This is a genomic window from Seonamhaeicola aphaedonensis (assembly GCF_003386195.1).
Classification (GTDB): Bacteria; Bacteroidota; Bacteroidia; order Flavobacteriales; family Flavobacteriaceae; genus Seonamhaeicola; species Seonamhaeicola aphaedonensis.
Window position 1 is genome coordinate 212,568 of the sequence record NZ_QRDX01000006.1, and the last position, 17,597, is coordinate 230,164.

At 34.2% G+C, this 17,597-nt stretch carries 11 protein-coding genes and 1 tRNA gene; 4 read left to right on the plus strand and 8 right to left on the minus strand.

What is annotated here, in order from left to right; translation table 11 throughout:
• Nucleotides 1–44: 44 nt before the first annotated feature.
• The 6 genes from DFQ02_RS11065 to DFQ02_RS11090 all read right to left on the minus strand — a co-directional run bounded on the left by DFQ02_RS11065 (nt 45) and on the right by DFQ02_RS11090 (nt 9,606).
• Nucleotides 45–2,324: a GH92 family glycosyl hydrolase gene (locus DFQ02_RS11065; RefSeq protein WP_116524501.1), complete on the minus strand. Its 2,280-nt coding sequence runs from the start codon at nt 2,322–2,324 to the stop codon at nt 45–47.
• 9 nt (nt 2,325–2,333) lie between these two features.
• The gene (locus DFQ02_RS11070) at nt 2,334–3,419 is read right to left on the minus strand and encodes a family 10 glycosylhydrolase (protein WP_116524502.1); all 1,086 of its coding nucleotides are present in this window, start codon (nt 3,417–3,419) and stop codon (nt 2,334–2,336) included.
• Between the two features lie 7 nt (nt 3,420–3,426).
• Nucleotides 3,427–4,410: a carbohydrate-binding family 9-like protein gene (locus DFQ02_RS11075; RefSeq protein ID WP_245940254.1), complete on the minus strand. Its 984-nt coding sequence runs from the start codon at nt 4,408–4,410 to the stop codon at nt 3,427–3,429.
• Nucleotides 4,411–4,497: 87 nt separating this feature from the next.
• Nucleotides 4,498–5,466 carry a glycoside hydrolase family 130 protein gene (locus tag DFQ02_RS11080; protein ID WP_116524606.1) on the minus strand — a complete coding sequence of 323 codons (969 nt, stop codon included), beginning with the start codon at nt 5,464–5,466 and terminating at the stop codon, nt 4,498–4,500.
• A 9-nt stretch (nt 5,467–5,475) separates the two neighbouring features.
• Nucleotides 5,476–7,353, minus strand: a complete 1,878-nt coding sequence (locus DFQ02_RS11085) for a sodium:solute symporter family protein (RefSeq protein WP_116524503.1) — start codon at nt 7,351–7,353, stop codon at nt 5,476–5,478.
• Nucleotides 7,354–7,356: 3 nt separating this feature from the next.
• Nucleotides 7,357–9,606: a GH92 family glycosyl hydrolase gene (locus tag DFQ02_RS11090; RefSeq protein WP_116524504.1), complete on the minus strand. Its 2,250-nt coding sequence runs from the start codon at nt 9,604–9,606 to the stop codon at nt 7,357–7,359.
• 104 nt (nt 9,607–9,710) lie between these two features.
• Between DFQ02_RS11090 and DFQ02_RS11095 the strand changes: the two genes are divergently transcribed.
• On the plus strand, nt 9,711–10,787 hold the full coding sequence (locus DFQ02_RS11095) for a sensor histidine kinase (RefSeq protein ID WP_116524505.1): 1,077 nt from the start codon (nt 9,711–9,713) through the stop codon (nt 10,785–10,787).
• Nucleotides 10,784–11,494 (plus strand): LytR/AlgR family response regulator transcription factor, encoded by a 711-nt coding sequence (locus tag DFQ02_RS11100; RefSeq protein WP_116524506.1) that lies wholly within the window; start codon nt 10,784–10,786, stop codon nt 11,492–11,494. Before DFQ02_RS11095 ends, DFQ02_RS11100 begins: the two co-directional genes overlap by 4 nt.
• 3 nt (nt 11,495–11,497) lie before the next feature.
• Here the strand turns inward: DFQ02_RS11100 and nagB are convergent, their stop codons facing one another.
• Both nagB and DFQ02_RS11110 read right to left on the minus strand, forming a co-directional pair.
• On the minus strand, nt 11,498–13,411 hold the full coding sequence (gene nagB / locus DFQ02_RS11105) for a glucosamine-6-phosphate deaminase (RefSeq protein WP_116524507.1): 1,914 nt from the start codon (nt 13,409–13,411) through the stop codon (nt 11,498–11,500).
• 560 nt (nt 13,412–13,971) lie between these two features.
• Nucleotides 13,972–14,046: transfer RNA gene (locus tag DFQ02_RS11110), tRNA-Pro, on the minus strand.
• A gap of 122 nt (nt 14,047–14,168) precedes the next feature.
• Here DFQ02_RS11110 and DFQ02_RS11115 point away from each other — a divergent pair.
• Both DFQ02_RS11115 and DFQ02_RS11120 read left to right on the plus strand, forming a co-directional pair.
• The gene (locus DFQ02_RS11115) at nt 14,169–16,472 is read left to right on the plus strand and encodes a TonB-dependent receptor domain-containing protein (protein ID WP_245940255.1); all 2,304 of its coding nucleotides are present in this window, start codon (nt 14,169–14,171) and stop codon (nt 16,470–16,472) included.
• The gene (locus DFQ02_RS11120) at nt 16,469–17,596 is read left to right on the plus strand and encodes a PQQ-dependent sugar dehydrogenase (protein WP_116524508.1); all 1,128 of its coding nucleotides are present in this window, start codon (nt 16,469–16,471) and stop codon (nt 17,594–17,596) included. Before DFQ02_RS11115 ends, DFQ02_RS11120 begins: the two co-directional genes overlap by 4 nt.
• Nucleotide 17,597: the final 1 nt, after the last annotated feature.

Here is a 17,597-nt window from a genome sequence, read left to right on the forward strand (position 1 = left end):
ATAATTATAATGTACTAGACTACACATGGATCTTTAATGCATTATTATGGAAAACTACCATAAACCTTAGTCGAATTTAACTTTTCAACTACTTTGTTTAAGTTAGGAGTATTACTCATTTCAAATTTAAGAGTACCGCCTACCATAATCTCTTTGTGGGTGATGTAATTCCTATTAAGGATTTCTCCATCAAGCCAAACCGATTTCACATAAATATTATCTTTTGAATTATTTTCTGCTACAATCTTGAACTGGTTATTATCGGGTAGCTCAATGGTTGCCGAATCAAAAAGTGGCGACCCCAAGGCATAAGCATTTTGACCTGGATTAACAGGATAAAATCCTAAAGCGTTGAAGATATACCAAGCCGACATTTGTCCGCAATCTTCATTACCACAATGTCCATTTGGTTCATTTTTGTATTGCGTTTCTAAAATTTGACGAATATATTTTTGCGCTTTGGATGGTTTATCTATAAAACTATACAAATGGGCCACATGATGACTGGGTTCATTACCATGTGCATATTGACCTATCATTCCAGTACTAAATAAAGGTAATTTATCGGTAGGTTCGGGATGGTAAGTGAACATAGAATCTAGCTTTAGCTCAAAGCGTTCTGTACCGCCTGTTTTTTTGATTAAAGATTCAACATCATGAGGCACAAACCAATAATAATGCCATGCGTTGCTTTCGCAGAAATAGGGGCTATATGCCTTGGGAATAAACGGCGTTATAAAATTGCCTTTACCGTCTTTGGGTTGCATCCAAGAATTGGCTTCGTTATGTAAGTTTTGCCAGCTTTTAGAACGCTTAATAAAGTAGTTAAAATCTTCGATTTTACCCAATGACTTTGCAAACATGGCAATACACCAATCATCGTAAGCGTATTCCATGGTTTTTGAAACGGACCAATTTTCGTGATGCTCATCAACTGGAATATAGCCTTTTTCGCTGTAAATATCAATCTGTCTATCCCTAACCATGGCGCTTTCTTTACAGGCTTGGTAAGCCAGTTGTGCATCAAAATCAAACTCTTTAAAATACGCATCCACAATTACAGGAACCGCATGGTAACCAATCATCATATCGGTTTCACTACCTTGCATAGACCACACGGGTAATTCCCCTGTTTCATTATAATGTGCCAGTAACGATTTAATGAAATAAGGAACGAGGTTAGGTTGTAATATAGTATGTAAGGGATGGGCTGCCCTAAATGTATCCCACAAAGAAAAAGTATCGTATCTATTAAAACCTTCAGCTCTAGAAATTGGATTTTTTCCCTGTTTCAATTGGCCGTTTTCATCATTAGCTGTTTTATAAGTGCCTCCATAATCGCTAAACAAATTAGGCGTAAGCATGTTTTGGTACATCATGGTATAAAAGATGCTTTTTTTATTCTCATCGGGGGTTTCAATTTTTATCTTTTGAAGTTGATTTTCCCATACCAATGTGGTTTTCTCCTGTTGATAGTCAAAATCAAAACCAACCGTTTCCATTTTTATGGCATGGGCTGCGGCCTCACAACTTGTGGATGACAATCCTGTTTTAATAATGATTTGCTCGTCATCAAGGGTTTGGTATTTTATCACTATTTTGGTATTACCCTTCATTGGATAGATTTTCAGGGTATCATTTTTATAGTAATTATGCGTGTCAAAAGGTTTTGAAAACTGCATTTGAAAATACACCTTTTGATTTCGTGCCCAACCTGTAGACATACGATACCCTTGAATAATGGTATCGTTCACTTTTTCAATGTATGTTTCGGTTGGTTTATCCCAATTAATAGCATACCCCAAATCGATGTGTATTTGGCTATCGCCATCTTTTGGAAAGGTGTATCGATGTATACCTACTCGTTTTGTGGCTGTTAGTTCTGCTTTTATGCCATAATCCAACAAATCGACCGAGTAATAGCCCGGAAATGCCTTTTCCTTTTGATGGCTGAAGGTTGAATAGGGCTTGAAATTATTAGCCTCTATGCGCTTGTTAAATCTGCTATTAGTTGGCATGACCAAGATATCATACAAATCACCTGCACCAGTGCCCGATAAATGTGTGTGCGAAAACCCAGTAATAATGGAATCTTGGTAAAAGTAGCCCGCAATTCTATCCCAACCCGGAATACCAATATCCGGACTTAACTGCACCATGCCAAAGGGTTCGCTCGCACCTGGGTACGTATTTCCGGGACCATCGGTTCCTATAAACGGATTCACATAGTCCACCAGAGGTTTGGTGTTTTCTTTTTCGTCGGCTTTAGATTGACAAGAAAACGTGATAATCAATAGTAATATGTAAATACAAATCTTATTCATAAATAAGTATTATTGAGATGCTTTGATAACTTCAAAATGGGAGTCTTGAATAGCAAAAAAAGCCACTCCTGAGGCTCCTGATTGTTTGACAATATTAATGGCCCTTACCAATTCATCATCCGTCATTTCAGGTAAATACAAGCCCGTGTGCAATTGTGTTTGTTTTGCTTTTAAATCAGAAAGTCCCTGCTTAGAGGCGAATTCAATCCAATCTAAACCTTCATTATAAAAATTATTGTAAATCATAGGCAGCACTGCATCAATATTCCATTTGTCCCAACGCTGGCGTACCATGTGGTCTGCCATTTCAGGATAGGGAAATACCGCGGCGGTTAGGTCTTTACCGTATTTGTGGGCTATATCGTAGGCGCCATCTACAACCGCTTTAATTTCGTTGAGTCTGAATTGTTTCCACTCGATATCTATGGCAGGCACTTCGGCCTTCGTGATATCTTTACCGAATAATTTCTGAAACTTTTCAACAGAAGCTTTGGAATAGTCAAAATCAAAATCTGGTAATTCTTCATTCTGTACTAAATTATATTTTGGCAATAAGCCCACGGGAAGGAACACATCAGGATACCTAATATAATCTAGATGAACACTTTTAATCCCTTCAACCTTCGCCAAACCTTCGACCAAACTCCAAATGTGTGCTCGCGCTTCGGGATGACTTGGAGACAGCCATTGATAGTAATCTACATAAGGCCGATCGTCAAAACACGATTTTCCGCTTCGGCTAACCATATACCAATCGGGATGTTTTAAAGCGGTTGTATCTCCGGGTCTGTTCATAGTAAACATCCAAGCATGTACTTCCAAACCTTCCTTAATGGCTAGTGGTGCAATTTTAGATAAATAATCGGCATCTGCCCTAGTATCAATAAGTACGGCATCAATACCGGAACTAGCATATTTTTTAAATTGATTGCTGTGAATACTATCTGCAACATTGGAACCCGCACCATACCAAGCCCAATATTTAAAAAGCGAGCTAGGATTTTCCTCTATGGCAGTTTTGATTTCTTTTTTTTCTTGTGAACAAGATATGGTTACTAGAAAAACAATAATAAGTAATTGATTGAACTGTTTCATATTTAAACTATTTTACCATGATTTTACCATGCTGGTTGATAATGATTGTTTTTTTTGTAAAAGGACTTTCAACCCAAATGTTATAACCTGTCTTATGGCTATCAAATTGCGGAGTTATTGTTTTATTCAAAATTTCCTTTTGCCTACCAACCTTTTCGATATCGATAATTTTGTTTTTTAAAGCATTGTGCAATTCAAATAGATACCACTTTATATGCTCATCTTCGGGAATGGAAAAACTTTGGTCTTCCATTTCCTCTGTAAAATACACATAGCCCCAAGTTTCTGGTTGGTGCATGGCTACAACACCCTGTGGTGACCAAACCCAATTATATTCTGGCAAATGTTCTCCTTTTTCATTCGTTCTTCTTTGGTAAGTTCCATTGTCCAGTTGAAAATCCCAATTAACCCTAGAAAAATTGATTCTCCAAAAGGTATCTGATAAATTGATGTTTTCAAAATAGGAGGTTTTAAAAGCACTTAGAGGCATTGCTATTTCAATACTCCAACCTTTGTCGACATCGCTAGGATCATTTAAAGTGCCGCTAACATGAACCGCCGATTTTATATTAGTGGCATTATAATCATTAATGGTGATGGCACCGTCTCGGTAAGGTCTGGTTATGAATAAATCCCATAATGTATTTAATGTATTGAACTCAAATTCGTAATAATTATGGGCATCGCCATCGGGGTCGATAAAAATTTCAAAATCGTTATTATGAAAAATGATGGTATCCCTTTTTTTTAATGTTCCCCATACATGAGGTTCTTCCAATTGAGCAAAAATGTAGATATAATCTTTGTCCCAAAGCATTTTCATTTGCGTTTTAAACTTTGGTTGTTTTAAACCTTCAATGTCTATGAAGTAATCTGAAAAAGCTACACTTTCCCACGATGCCTCATTGGCTATACCATCTATGGTTGGAACTACATCGGTATATTTAGCTATGTAAGTTCTAGGTGCTTTATATGAAAATTGAGCTGACATATTATAAGGGTGTGTGAGAAGAAAAAGGCTCATATAACATAAGCCTTTCATCTTAAACGTATCCAATAACACATAAAATAACTTCATTTAAATGATACTATTATTTTTAGTAAAGTTGAGTATTTCGCTAATGTACCCAAAGGCTATTGCTACAACAGTATCGGCAGCGCCATAAAAAATAGTAACCTTATCGTTTTCTAAATCTTGCAACGAAGCACAGGGAAATATTACATTAGACACATCTCCAACTTGCTCATAAATTTCAGAAGGAGTTAGTAAATAAGGTTGTGTTCTGTACTTTACGATATGTGGTTGGTCTGTATCTAAAATTGTGGAGCCCATGGCGTACCTAAAGCCATTACAGGTATTTATCACCCCATGATAAAACATCAGCCAGCCTTCATCTGTTAAAAAAGGAACGGAGCCTGCGCCTATTTTTGTACACTGCCACGCACTATCTTTAAAAGATGTAGGCGACATCATGTGCCTGTGTTCTCCCCAGTATTTCATGTCGGGGCTGTAACTCATGTAGATATCTCCAAAAGGCGTGTGGCCATTATCGCTTGGGCGACTCATCATGGCATATTTCCCATCTATTTTTTGAGGTAACAATACCCCATTTCTATTGAAAGGTAAAAAGGCACTTTCGCATTGAAAGAATTCCTTAAAATCGAAGGTGTAGCCAATACCGATAGTGGGACCATTATGACCTTCGCACCAAGTAATCCAGTAGCGGTCTTCTAAAAAAACTACTCTTGGGTCGTATTTATAATCTCCAAGTACTTGACCTTTATCGTGTGCTTTAAAATTTATGGGATTATCATTAATTTTCCAGTTGATACCATCATCACTAAAACCTGCAAAAATATTCATTTGCACAGCCTTATTGTCGCACCTAAAAACTCCTGCGAAACCATCTTTAAATGGTACTACAGCACTATTAAAAACGCTGTTAGATGTTGGAATGGCGTCACGATTAATAATAGGGTTTTGGCTATAACGCCATACTACATCTTTTGACCCTTTAGGTCTTTCTTCCCAAGGAATTCGATCCATCTTTTTCAATTAATTTTTATACTTCCTTACTTTATCTAACCAAGTAAACTTCAAAATCACAGAAGTTACTACAAACAGTGCCAAAACGCAAAACATATTTGTATAATCTCTAACCATAAAATAAATAGGCAACAATATCATACTGGATTGCCAAGCAATACCAATGATACAGTTAAACATATCTATTGGAAAATCTTTATTTTTCTTAAAAACTGGATTGGTTTTCTCAATTGTTTTAAAAACTGGGTTCCACCAACCCCAAGGTCTAACATTTGTATAGAAACTTTTTAGGGTGTTCATATCTGTTGGTGCTGTTAAAAAAGTACCTAAAAACGCTCCTAATAGTGATATCAAAAGTATAATAGGAAAAGCATAAATAGCTGGTAATGTTGCTGCATCATGCATAACAGACCCAACTTGGAAGTTATTCTGATTTTGCTCTAAAACAAATTGAAGGGTTGCAACCAAAAGTCCGGCAGCCATTCCCCAAAAATAGCCCCATCCATTGAAACGCCACCAAATCCACTTTAATAGATTAGCCGCCACGTATCCACCATATAACGCACTGGTTATCCATAGTGTAATGGAATTTATTGAATCTGCAAAAAAGCCCATAATGACACCTAAAATAACAATACCAAAAGACGCTAGGTGGCTTGCTCTAATATAATGTTTTGGTGAGGCCTCTGGCTTGAAATATTTTTTATAAATATCATTTACAATATAAGCAGGCCCTGAATTTACAAAAGCGGAAAATGTTGACATAAAAGCTGCCAAAAGACCAGCTAAGAGTACACCTTTAATACCAACTGGCACATGATAGTTGATAACCTTAGGAAGAATTATTTCTAAATCATTTGTAGATAAAGAATTTGATATAGACATTTCTGGCGCAATAAAAACCAGACCTAAAATAACAATCCCTGCAATAAGTAAATATCTAGGAATGAACAATACTAAATTAGTAAATCCACTCATATAGGCCGCTTCTTTTACAGACCTTGTGGAAAGTATACGTTGCATATCATAACTTGGGGTTGGACCTGCGATACTTGCAAAAAAACCTTTAAACAAAGACATACCAATAAAAGCACCAAACATTTTATAGCCCTGAGTATCTATAAGGTTATTGAATGCCTCATACTTTCCATCCCAAAAACCATCAAGTTCCCAACCAAAAAACACATTACCCCATTCTTTCGAAATTATAGTTTCAAGTTGGACATCTGATATTGAAACAAAGGTGTAAGTAGCTATTAAAATACCAGCTAAAACCATAATACCATATTGTAATACCTCTGTAGCTACAACAGAGAACATTCCACCTTTTACAGTGTAAATTGTTGTTAATAAAATGATTATTAGTGCATAGCTTTGGTCTGATGATAAGAGGATTGAATTATTAAGTTCTACCGCCAAGTCCCATGGTAAAATAATGGTTAAGAATTTACCAACACCTTCAAAAAAATAGGCAATAAAACCTACCGATGCTACAATAGCAAATATGGCAACAATAAGGTGAGATGCTCTACCTGCTTTATCATCTCCAAAACGTGTTAGAATCCATTCAGAGCCTGTCATAATATTAGAGCGTCTTATCCATGCGGCCAGAAACACCATGACAAAAATCTGATTAAAAATAGGCCACATCCACATAAACATAAAGCTTTTTACCCCATATAGAAATAGTATTCCAACCATCCATGCGGTACCAGAAACATCAAACATTCCAGAGCCGTTGCTTAGCCCCAAATAATACCATTTTATACTATTTCCCCCCAAGAAGTAAGAATCTAAACCTTTAGATGCTCTTTTAGATATCCAAATCCCTACACCAAGAGTTAGCGCTATGTATATTCCAATTATTGTTACATCAACTGCATTCATAAATCATTTTTTTAAACCCCAACTTTTATTCGGCTTTGGCCCCATAATAAATTTTAGTGTTCCTCCATTCATAATTTGTTCATGAGAGATGATTGTTCTATTAAAATTTTTGTTATTTAAGGTAGCTGATTGTATATAGATATTTTCTTTTGAAACATTTATAGCCTCAATAACAAATGTTTTATTATTTTCTAATCGAATTGTTGTTTTTTCAAAAATAGGGCTACCAATTTCATAGGTAGCAGATGCGGGATTCATGGGGTATAACCCCATAGCGCTAAAAACATACCAAGCACTCATTTGTCCGCAGTCTTCATTACCACTTAAACCATTTGGGGTAGTGTTATACTGAGTGTTCAAAATATGGTTCACCCAAAACTGTGTGCGCCATGGTTTATTGGCCTTATTAAACATATAAGCAATATGGTGACTAGGCTCATTACCGTGTGCATACTGGCCGATAAGCCCCGAGATATCAACAGAAACATTATCTCCCGTAATATTGGAGCTTTCTGTAAAAAGTTGTTCTAATCTGGAAGTAAAAATTTCATTGCCGCCATGCATAGCAATAAAATCTTCAACGGCATGTGGCACAAACCAACTGTGCTGCCATGCATTACCTTCTGTATAATCGGTATGTTCTCTATGATTTGAATATTTAGGATCGAAAGGTTCATTCCATGATTTACCATCTTGTGACTTCCCCCGCATAAACCCTGAGTCATTGTCAAATAAATATTGATATGCTTTTGAACGTTTTATAAAGAAATTATAGTCGTTATCTTTTCCTAGTACCTTAGCCATTTGCGCTACACACCAATCATTGTAAGCATATTCTAAAGTAATTGTGACCGATTCATCCAACAATTCATAAGGAATGTAACCAAACCTCTTATAATGCTCTAAGCCTCTTTCATCTTGCATCATGGTTGTTTTCATTGCCTCGAAAGCGCTTTCAGCATCAAAACCACGAATGCCTTTCAAATAGGCTTCTACAATAACAGGTATGGAATGATATCCAGTCATAGTGTTGGTTTCATTACCATACAATGTCCATACAGGCAAAATGTTACGAGTTTCATAATAAGCCAACATGGAATTGATAAAATCAGCTACCTTATCTCTACCTATTAAAGTAAGGAGTGGGTGCTCTGCTCTAAACGTATCCCAAAGTGATAATGTAGAATAAGCAGTATAATTTTGGGCAATGGCTACACTATCATTCTCTATTCTAAATGCTCCATTGGCATCACTAAAAGTAACTGGTGCTAACTGACTATGATACAATGCTGTGTAGAATATGGTTTTTAATGAATCTATAGGTGTTTCAACTTGTATTTTTTGTAGTGACGTTTCCCAAGTATGTTCTGCACTTTGCTTGGTTGCTTTGAAATCAAAATCACCTGATTCTAAATTATTTTTAGCATTTTCTATGCTTACTGAAGATAGTGCTACTTTAACAAAAAGCTCATTAGTGTTTTGATTATTAAAAACCAACTGCGTTGCTGTTTTTTGTCCTTCAGCTAAATTATTTTCTATTAAACTTCCATCAACATATAAGTTATAATTTTTGATAGGTTTTGAAAATTTAGCCACAAAAAACACTTTTTGGTTTTTGGCCCATCCCGTACTGAATCTATAACCTGTTACAGTGTTGTTATCTTCAATATTAATTGCTGTTTCTGTTGGCTTATCCCAATTAATGGAAAATCCCAAATCTACTACAACCGATTGTAAATCTCCTTCTTTAAAGGTATATTTATGATAGGCTGTTCTCTGAGAGGTTGTTAATTCTACATCAATGTTATGGTCTTCGAGATAGACTTGGTAATACCCTGGAGAAGCATTCTCATTTTTATGGCTGTATTTTGATTTATAGTTTAGACTATCTCTATCTTTTGGTGTAGGCAACAGATCAACCTCTTTATTTACAGGCATTAGCAATAAATCGGCCAAATCCCCAATACCTGTTCCGCTTAGTGCTAAGTGACTAAACCCAATAGCTAAGGAATCTGTGTAGTGATAGCCCGAACACCAATCCCAAGCAGTAATACCGTTTACGGGGGTTACTTGTAACATACCAAATGGTATTGTAGCTCCTGGGTATGTATGCCCATGACCTCCAGTACCAATAAAAGGGTCTACTATGCTAATTAACTCTGGTGTGTGATTGTTTTTAGAATAATCTTTACTTTTATTCTCGCAAGAAAAAATTAAAAATACTAAAAACAAACATGGTATTTTATATTTCATAAATAAATGGATTAATGTAAAAATTCATAATTTTATCATTCTCCCAAATAAATTTAGACGGATAACATATAATCTAAGCTAAACACCAAAAAAAATCAATCCACATGAAATCATTAAAAAAAATAACTTTTAATTCAAACCACAGATATAAAATATCTCTTTTACATCATGTTCTTTTTTGGACAGCTTATTTCTCATTAAATACTTGGAGATGGGGAACATACTTTAATGACTTTACCTATTCTCTAAAAACTAACATAATTGGGTTCCCGCTACATATGATAACCTGCTATCTAACTATTTATGTGTTGATTCCAAATTTAATTTTCAAAAAAAAATATTTTTTTTTCATAATAGCACTACTTACAACTATATTTTTAACGGTAATAGTAAAGTTTAATCTTACTTATTATTTGGTAAGTTCAAATGTATGGCCAGAAGGACCAGCTGCAACAAGTAATTTTACTTTAAGTTACGCTATAGATATGATGATTGGTGAATTATACGTTGTCACTTTTGTTGCTGCTATAAAAATAACATTTGACTTCCTGGAAGAACACAAAAGAGTTACCGACCTTGAAAAAGCCAACCTAGAAACAGAATTGCTTTTTCTAAAAACTCAAATATCTCCTCATTTCTTTTTTAACACGCTTAATAATATTCATTCTTTAGCATTAGAAAAATCTAATAAAACCTCAAAAATCATACTGAAATTATCTGAGCTCATGCGCTATCTTTTGTATGAAACCAAACAAAAAAGGCAAACTTTAGAAAACGAAATTTTATGTATCCAGAATTATTTAGATTTAGAAAAAGTACGTCATGATGATTCTCTTGAAGTTAACATGTCTATTTCAGGTGACATCCAAGATAAAAAAATTGCTCCCATTTTACTATTATCATTCATTGAAAACGCCTTTAAACATGGAGTTAACAAAAATATAGGCAATACTAAAGTAGACATAACTTTCGAAATTAAAGAAAACTTTCTTTACTTTACGGTTTCGAATCCAATGCCTTCAATAATTAATCAGGAAAATCATGTTAGTTACTCTGGAGGTATTGGTTTAAAAAATGTTAGAAAAAGACTTGCCCTAGGTTATAAGAAAAATGATTATAGCCTAAAGCTAGAAGAGTTAAACAATACATTTTACGCAAAACTTAAAATTAGAGTATCATGAACATTAAGTGTTTAATCATAGATGACGAGCCGTTAGCAATAAATGTTATAAAAAACTATTTAGAACAAATTGAAGGAATTGAATTATGTAACACTTTTAATAATGCGGTAGATGGATTAAACTTCTTGAAAAGCAACACTGTTGATCTTATTTTCTTGGATATAAACATGCCTGTTTTAGACGGTCTTAGCTTTATTAAAAGCTTAGAAAAACCACCTTTACTCATTGTCACTACAGCTTATGACGAATTTGCTATTCAATCTTATGAACTTGATGTCCTTGACTACCTTGTAAAACCTATTGAGTTCCCTAGATTTATGAAGGCATTAAATAAGGTTAACAGAAGACTAGATGTTAGAACGCAGCAAACTGCTCAAAACTCTCGTTCTCATCTTTTTATAAAAATTGATAAAAAGAAAATGAAGAAAGTTTATTTGGATGAAATTCTTGTTATAGAGTGTTTAAAAGATTACTTAAAAATAAACACTTCAACCGGCAAACATATCATTCACAGTACTTTAGCTGATTTCACAAATTTACTGCCCGATAGTGATTTTATTAGAATTCATAGATCATATACCGTTGCAATAGACAAGATTGATGTTATTGAAGGTAATAGTATTGAAATTGAAGGCGTTCGTTACACCATAGGTAGGTCATACCTCGAAAAGGTAAAAGAAAAAATACTCACTCACAAGGCTAATTAACTTTTAAAAATAATATCTTTTAAAAGCTTCAATAGCTGCATAATCAGCCAATCCTAAATCGTTATATTTTTTTGCTGTTAGCCGGTTTCTATCTTCGGCTCTAACCCAGAATTCTCTTGAATCATCTCCTTGAAACATAACACCATCTTTTTGTGATTGATGGTAAAAAATGGCATGTCGCTTTTTAAGCACCTGATCTGGACTCATTGGAACTGCCATTTCTATTTGATAGGATTCCCATTCATGCCACGCTCCTCGGTAAAGCCATACCCAACAATCATTCATGTAATTGTTGTGTTTTAATGCTTCTATAGACAAAAATAAAGCATCTAGACATACTTTATGAGTACCATGAGGGTCTGCTAAATCACCAGCAGCATAAATTTGATGTGGTTTTATTTTATCTATTAAATCTTTCATAATAGCTACATCCTCAGAGCCAATATTATTCTTTTTTATAGTACCTGTTTCATAAAAAGGTAAATCTAAAAAATGTACATTTTTATCATTTAAACCTAAATACCTCGTCGCTGCTAACGATTCATTTCTTCTAATCAAGCCTTTAAGTTTTCTTACTTTTTCAGAATCAATATCGTTATCGGTTTTTATTCTAAAGAAATTGATGATGCTTTGAGTTTCATCACAGTTTGGGCAAAGTGACTGAGTGATTTCAGCAAATTTTAAAGCTTCCTCATCAGAAACAGCAATATTTCCTGAAGTTTGATACGCTACATGCACATCATGTCCTTGTTCTACTAATCTATCAAAAGTCCCTCCCATAGAAATGACATCATCATCTGGATGAGGGCTAAATATAATGATACGCTTACGTTCGGGTACTGCTCGTTCGGGTCTGTTTGAATCATCAGCATTAGGTTTTCCACCAGGCCAACCTGTAATTGTATGTTGTAATCTATTAAACATTTTTATATTCAAATCATAAGCTGTTCCCTCTTCTGTAAGTAAACCAGACATCCCATTGTTGTTATAATCTGAATCTGTGAGTTTTAAAATTGATTTATTTAGCAATTCAGAAAGCCAAACAACAGCTTTTAGTTTAAGCGACTCATCCCAATTACAGGAGGTTACCAACCAAGGTGTTTTTACCCGAGTTAACTCTGTTGCAGCCCCTTCGTCTAATATAAAAGTGGTATTCTTATGATTTTGCAAATAAGTTGCTGGCACTTCAGAAGTGATATCACCCTCGATTGTCTTTTGTACAATTTCTGCTTTATTATTACCCCAAGAAAGTAATACTATGCGTTTAGCACCCATGACTGTTCCAATACCCATAGTAATGGCTTTTCTGGGAACATTGTCAATACCAAGAAAAGCTGGGGCTGCATCAACTCTGGTAATATGATCTAGAGTAATACTTCTAGTGCCCGAATTAAAATGTGACCCCGGTTCATTAAATCCAATATGCCCCGTTCTGCCAATTCCTAAAAGTTGGAAGTCTAGTCCGCCAACTGATTTTATCTTCATCTCATAATCTATGCAATATTGGTATAAATCATCAGCACTTACTTTACCATCTGGTATATTAATATTTTGGGGTAATATGTCCACATGGTTAAATAAATGCTCATGCATGAAATAGAAATAACTTTGAATATTACTTTTATCCATGGGATAGTATTCGTCAAGATTAAAAGTAATTACATTTGCAAAACTAAGCCCTTCTTCTTTGTGCAAACGCACTAATTCTTCGTAGACTTTTATTGGAGAGGATCCAGTAGCTAAACCCAGAACACATGGTTTACGCTTAGCTTCTTTTTCTTTGATTAAATTTGCAATTTCATGAGCAATTAGAACAGAAGGTTCTGTGGAATCTTTGAAAATAACATTATGAATTTTTTCAAAACGTGTTTCTTCAAAAGTTCCTGGTTTTTTATAACGGATATTTTCTAAATTCATCTAGATATAAGTTAAAGTAAATCTCATGGTAAAATTAACCCATATAGGTTATGGAGTAGTTATTATTTCGACAAACAACTTCTACAAATAGTTAAAAAATGCTTTAACAGTATTCATCAGGAAATAATAATATAAATACCAATTAAGTAGATTTCATTTTTAATGAGTATTTTTTTTGTAAACCAGCATTTGAATTTAATGCATCTCTAGAGATACACTAACAATAACTTATCAAATAAAGTATAAAATTATAAACTTTTAGAAGTAAATAATCCATCTTGTTAGTTTAGTCATAGATGGATTATAATTATTAAGAGTTTTTACCCGACCATAAGTTACTTATTACAAACACATGGTAAGAGGTATTTCCTAAAACATCAAATCTTACTATAGATTCCTTTTATAATGGACAATACAATCTTCACTCACTATCATAATCAACTAACAAAACACGGTGAAGTGACATAAATTCTTATTAAGAAAATGAATAATTTAAAAAACATAAAACCTCGTAAATCTTATGATTTACGAGGTTATTAATTTCTAATTGACATATTCTGTCGGGGTGGCAGGATTCGAACCTGCGACCTCCTGCTCCCAAAGCAGGCGCGATGACCGGGCTACGCTACACCCCGAAATTGTAATGGGATGCAAATATACTTTTTTTAAACAATACTCCGTATTATTATCAAATAATTTCTTCTGAATTTATCAGTAAAATATCTATTTTAGAACTTTACTTTTATTAGAACTGTTTGTGCACATTATTAAAAAGGGATTTCTTGTTTTTTTCTTAGTTAGCTTTTCAAATCTTTTTGGACAGTCCAAATTTTTAGTAAAAATTGTCGATGCGGATAATAACATTCCTTTAAATAATGTTTCTATAACAAACTACAGCACTCAAAAAACTTCAATATCTAATTCAGACGGAACTTTTCAACTTAACAAAACTGGTACTTATCTTTTTAAAAAAGAGGGGTATCATGAACAGTTAGTTACTTTAGAAGATAAGCAATACTACCTAATCCAATTAAGAATAAATCCTTCTCAACTAAACGAGGTTTTCATCAATAGTAATCATATCCCAAAAAAACTAAAATACGCAACCACCTCTATTGATATAATTTCATCTAAAGATATTCAATTAGCCAATAATACAGATATAGCTTTTGTTTTAAATAGAACCCCTGGTGTTTTCATGCAAAATGGCGCTTTAAACACAAATCGCATTACCATAAGAGGCATAGGCTCTAGAAACCTATTTGGCACCTCAAAGATTAGAGCATACTTTAAGGATATACCACTTACCAATGGTAGCGGAGAAACTAATATTGATGATTTTGAGTTAGGAGCCATATCCCGATTAGAAATCATCAAGGGAGCCATTTCAAGTATTTATGGTGCTGGTTTGGGAGGTACCATTCATTTAATTCCCAAACAAGGAACTTTCAGTAAACAAGCCATAAATAATGAATTCACTATGGGTTCATTTGGCTTAATTAAGAATTTAACAGACTTAAACTTGAGTTCTAAAAAAAGTAGTTTTAAGGCAATTTATAGCAATACACATAGTGATGGTTATAGAGATAATAATGATTATAACAGAGAGACATTCACTCTAAGCTCTAATCATTATATAAAAGACAAGAATGAACTTTCCTTTCTTGCCAGTTTTGTTGACTTAAAAGCATTTATACCCAGTTCTTTGAACGAAAATGATTTTTTAAACAATCCTACCACCGCGGCTTTTACATGGGATAGAGCTAAAGGTTTTGAAGATACCCAAAGAGGAATTTTTGGGTTATCATGGAAACACCAACATACTTCTAGCTTGGAACAAGCAACAAGTGTGTTTCTTTCATTTAAAAATGGTTATGAACCCAGACCTTTTAATATTCTCTCTGAAAAAGAAGTTGCCCTAGGTTTAAGGAGTCGGATTATTGGCAACTCAAAATTTCTTGAAAGACCATTAGAATGGACCATTGGGGGTGAAATATTTAGAGATAACAGAACTCATAAAACTTTTGAAAATTTATATCAAAACTTTCCTCCAGATGTAGGTAGCGTAAAGGGAAATAAGCTATCCGATTTTAAGGAAAATAGAAGGTATTACAATCTGTTTTTTGAAAGCAACTACAACGTTTCAAAAAAAACTACCCTTTCCTTTGGAATGAATCTGAACAAGACATGGTATGATTTAAAGGATAGGTTTGAGGTATCAGAAAATAACCCGGACCAATCTGGAAGTTTCAAGTACAAAAGTATTTTATCTCCTAAGTTTGGGGTTTTGCAAGAGTTAACAAAAAACAATAGCGCTTTTATTAGTTTAAGTCATGGCTTCTCCCCTATTTCTTTGGAAGAAACCCTATTACCAAACGGACAGATTAATACCAATTTAAAGCCTGAAACAGGATGGAACTTTGAGATAGGCACAAGAGGTTCTTTACTTAATAATCGTTTACAATACAACGTTTCAATATATCGATTAAACATCAAAAACCTCCTCGTGGCCAGAAGAACTTCTGAAGATCAGTTTATAGGCATCAATGCTGGTGAGACACAACATGATGGCTTAGAAGCTAGTTTAAACTTCAGCTTAGTTTCAAAAGCCTCTTTTCAAATTAATGCCTCAACAAATTTCACCGTGAACAATTACAAGTTCAAAACATTTATAGATGACAATAACAATTACTCCGGCAATGATTTAACGGGGGTACCTTCGGAGGTTTTTAATGCGATCCTAGATTTTGATTCAAAATTAGGTATTTATGGTAACCTTAATTTTCAACACGTAGGTCAAATCCCTATTACAGATAGTAATAGCTTGTATTCAGAAAGTTATAATTTGACTAATTGTAAAATTGGCTTCAAAAAAAATCTTAATAAAAACCTAAAAGGAAACTTTTTTATAGGTTTAAATAATATCTTTGATAGCCATTATGCCTCTCAAATTCTGATTAACGCATCAAGTTTTGGCAATACTCCCCCTAGATATTATTATCCAGGTAATCCGGTTAATTACTATGCGGGAATTAATTTAAATTACACTTTTAAACTATGAAAAAGTTTTACATTCTGTTCGCTATCGTTTTTACCACTTGTTTTGCCTGTGCACAACAAAATGAATCTGAAGTAAAAGCCGAAGATCCATTAAATATCAATTATACAACTCAATTGGTAGTTCCTGATTTAAACATTCCTTGGGGTATGACTTTCTTACCTGACGGAAGTATGTTGATTACTGAAAAAGCAGGAAAGCTCATTCATTTTAAAGATGGTGAAAAAATAAATATTGAAGGTCCTCCTGAAGTTTATGTAAGGGGTCAGGGTGGTTTTATGGATATAAAATTACACCCAGATTACAACAATAATGGTTGGGTTTATATGACTTTTGCATCATCTGAAGGTGAAAATGATGGAGGTAATACTTGCCTAATGAGAGCTAAGCTAAGTGACAACAAGCTAATTAACAAAGAAATACTTTACAAAGCAGAACCCAATACCAAAAAAGGACAGCACTGGGGCTCAAGAATTGAGTTTGATAATGAAGGCTATCTATATTTTTCTGTTGGTGATAGAGGAAACCGAGACCTAAACCCACAAGATATTACTAGAGATTGTGGAAAAATTTACAGGTTAAATGACGACGGAAGTATTCCTCAAGACAATCCTTTTGTAGATATAGATAATGCAAAAACAGCTATTTTTAGTTATGGACACAGAAACCCTCAAGGCATGATTAAAAATCCGTTTACCGGAGCAATTTGGGTTAATGAACATGGTCCGCAAGGCGGTGACGAGATTAACATCATTGAAAAGGGTAAAAATTACGGTTGGCCTGTTATTTCTTATGGTATAAACTATAATGGCACCACCTTTACAGATATAACGGAAAAAGAGGGTATGGAACAACCTTTATTTTACTGGGTACCATCTATAGCTCCTTGCGGAATGACCTTTGTGAATTCTAAAAATTATCCCGAATGGCAAGGTAACTTATTGGTTTGTTCGTTAAAGTTTAAATATCTTGAGCGATTGGTAATAGAAAATAACAACGTTGTAAAACGAGAAAAACTTTTTGAGGGTATAGCCCCAGGTAAATACAGAAATGTCATTCAAAGTCCAGATGGGTATATCTATTTTTCTATTGAAGGTAAAGGCATCTATAAAATTGTAAAAGAATAAC

Bases quoted from the DNA above. Each gene is read 5' to 3' on its own strand.
- DFQ02_RS11120 (WP_116524508.1), top strand. From the start codon at position 16,469: ATGAAAAAGTTTTACATTCTGTTCGCTATCGTTTTTACCACTTGTTTT.
- DFQ02_RS11080 (WP_116524606.1), bottom strand. From the start codon at position 5,466: ATGGATCGAATTCCTTGGGAAGAAAGACCTAAAGGGTCAAAAGATGTA.
- DFQ02_RS11075 (WP_245940254.1), bottom strand. From the start codon at position 4,410: ATGTCAGCTCAATTTTCATATAAAGCACCTAGAACTTACATAGCTAAA.
- DFQ02_RS11085 (WP_116524503.1), bottom strand. From the start codon at position 7,353: ATGAATGCAGTTGATGTAACAATAATTGGAATATACATAGCGCTAACT.
- nagB (WP_116524507.1), bottom strand. From the start codon at position 13,411: ATGAATTTAGAAAATATCCGTTATAAAAAACCAGGAACTTTTGAAGAA.
- DFQ02_RS11095 (WP_116524505.1), top strand. From the start codon at position 9,711: ATGAAATCATTAAAAAAAATAACTTTTAATTCAAACCACAGATATAAA.
- DFQ02_RS11065 (WP_116524501.1), bottom strand. From the start codon at position 2,324: ATGAATAAGATTTGTATTTACATATTACTATTGATTATCACGTTTTCT.
- DFQ02_RS11070 (WP_116524502.1), bottom strand. From the start codon at position 3,419: ATGAAACAGTTCAATCAATTACTTATTATTGTTTTTCTAGTAACCATA.
- DFQ02_RS11090 (WP_116524504.1), bottom strand. From the start codon at position 9,606: ATGAAATATAAAATACCATGTTTGTTTTTAGTATTTTTAATTTTTTCT.
- DFQ02_RS11100 (WP_116524506.1), top strand. From the start codon at position 10,784: ATGAACATTAAGTGTTTAATCATAGATGACGAGCCGTTAGCAATAAAT.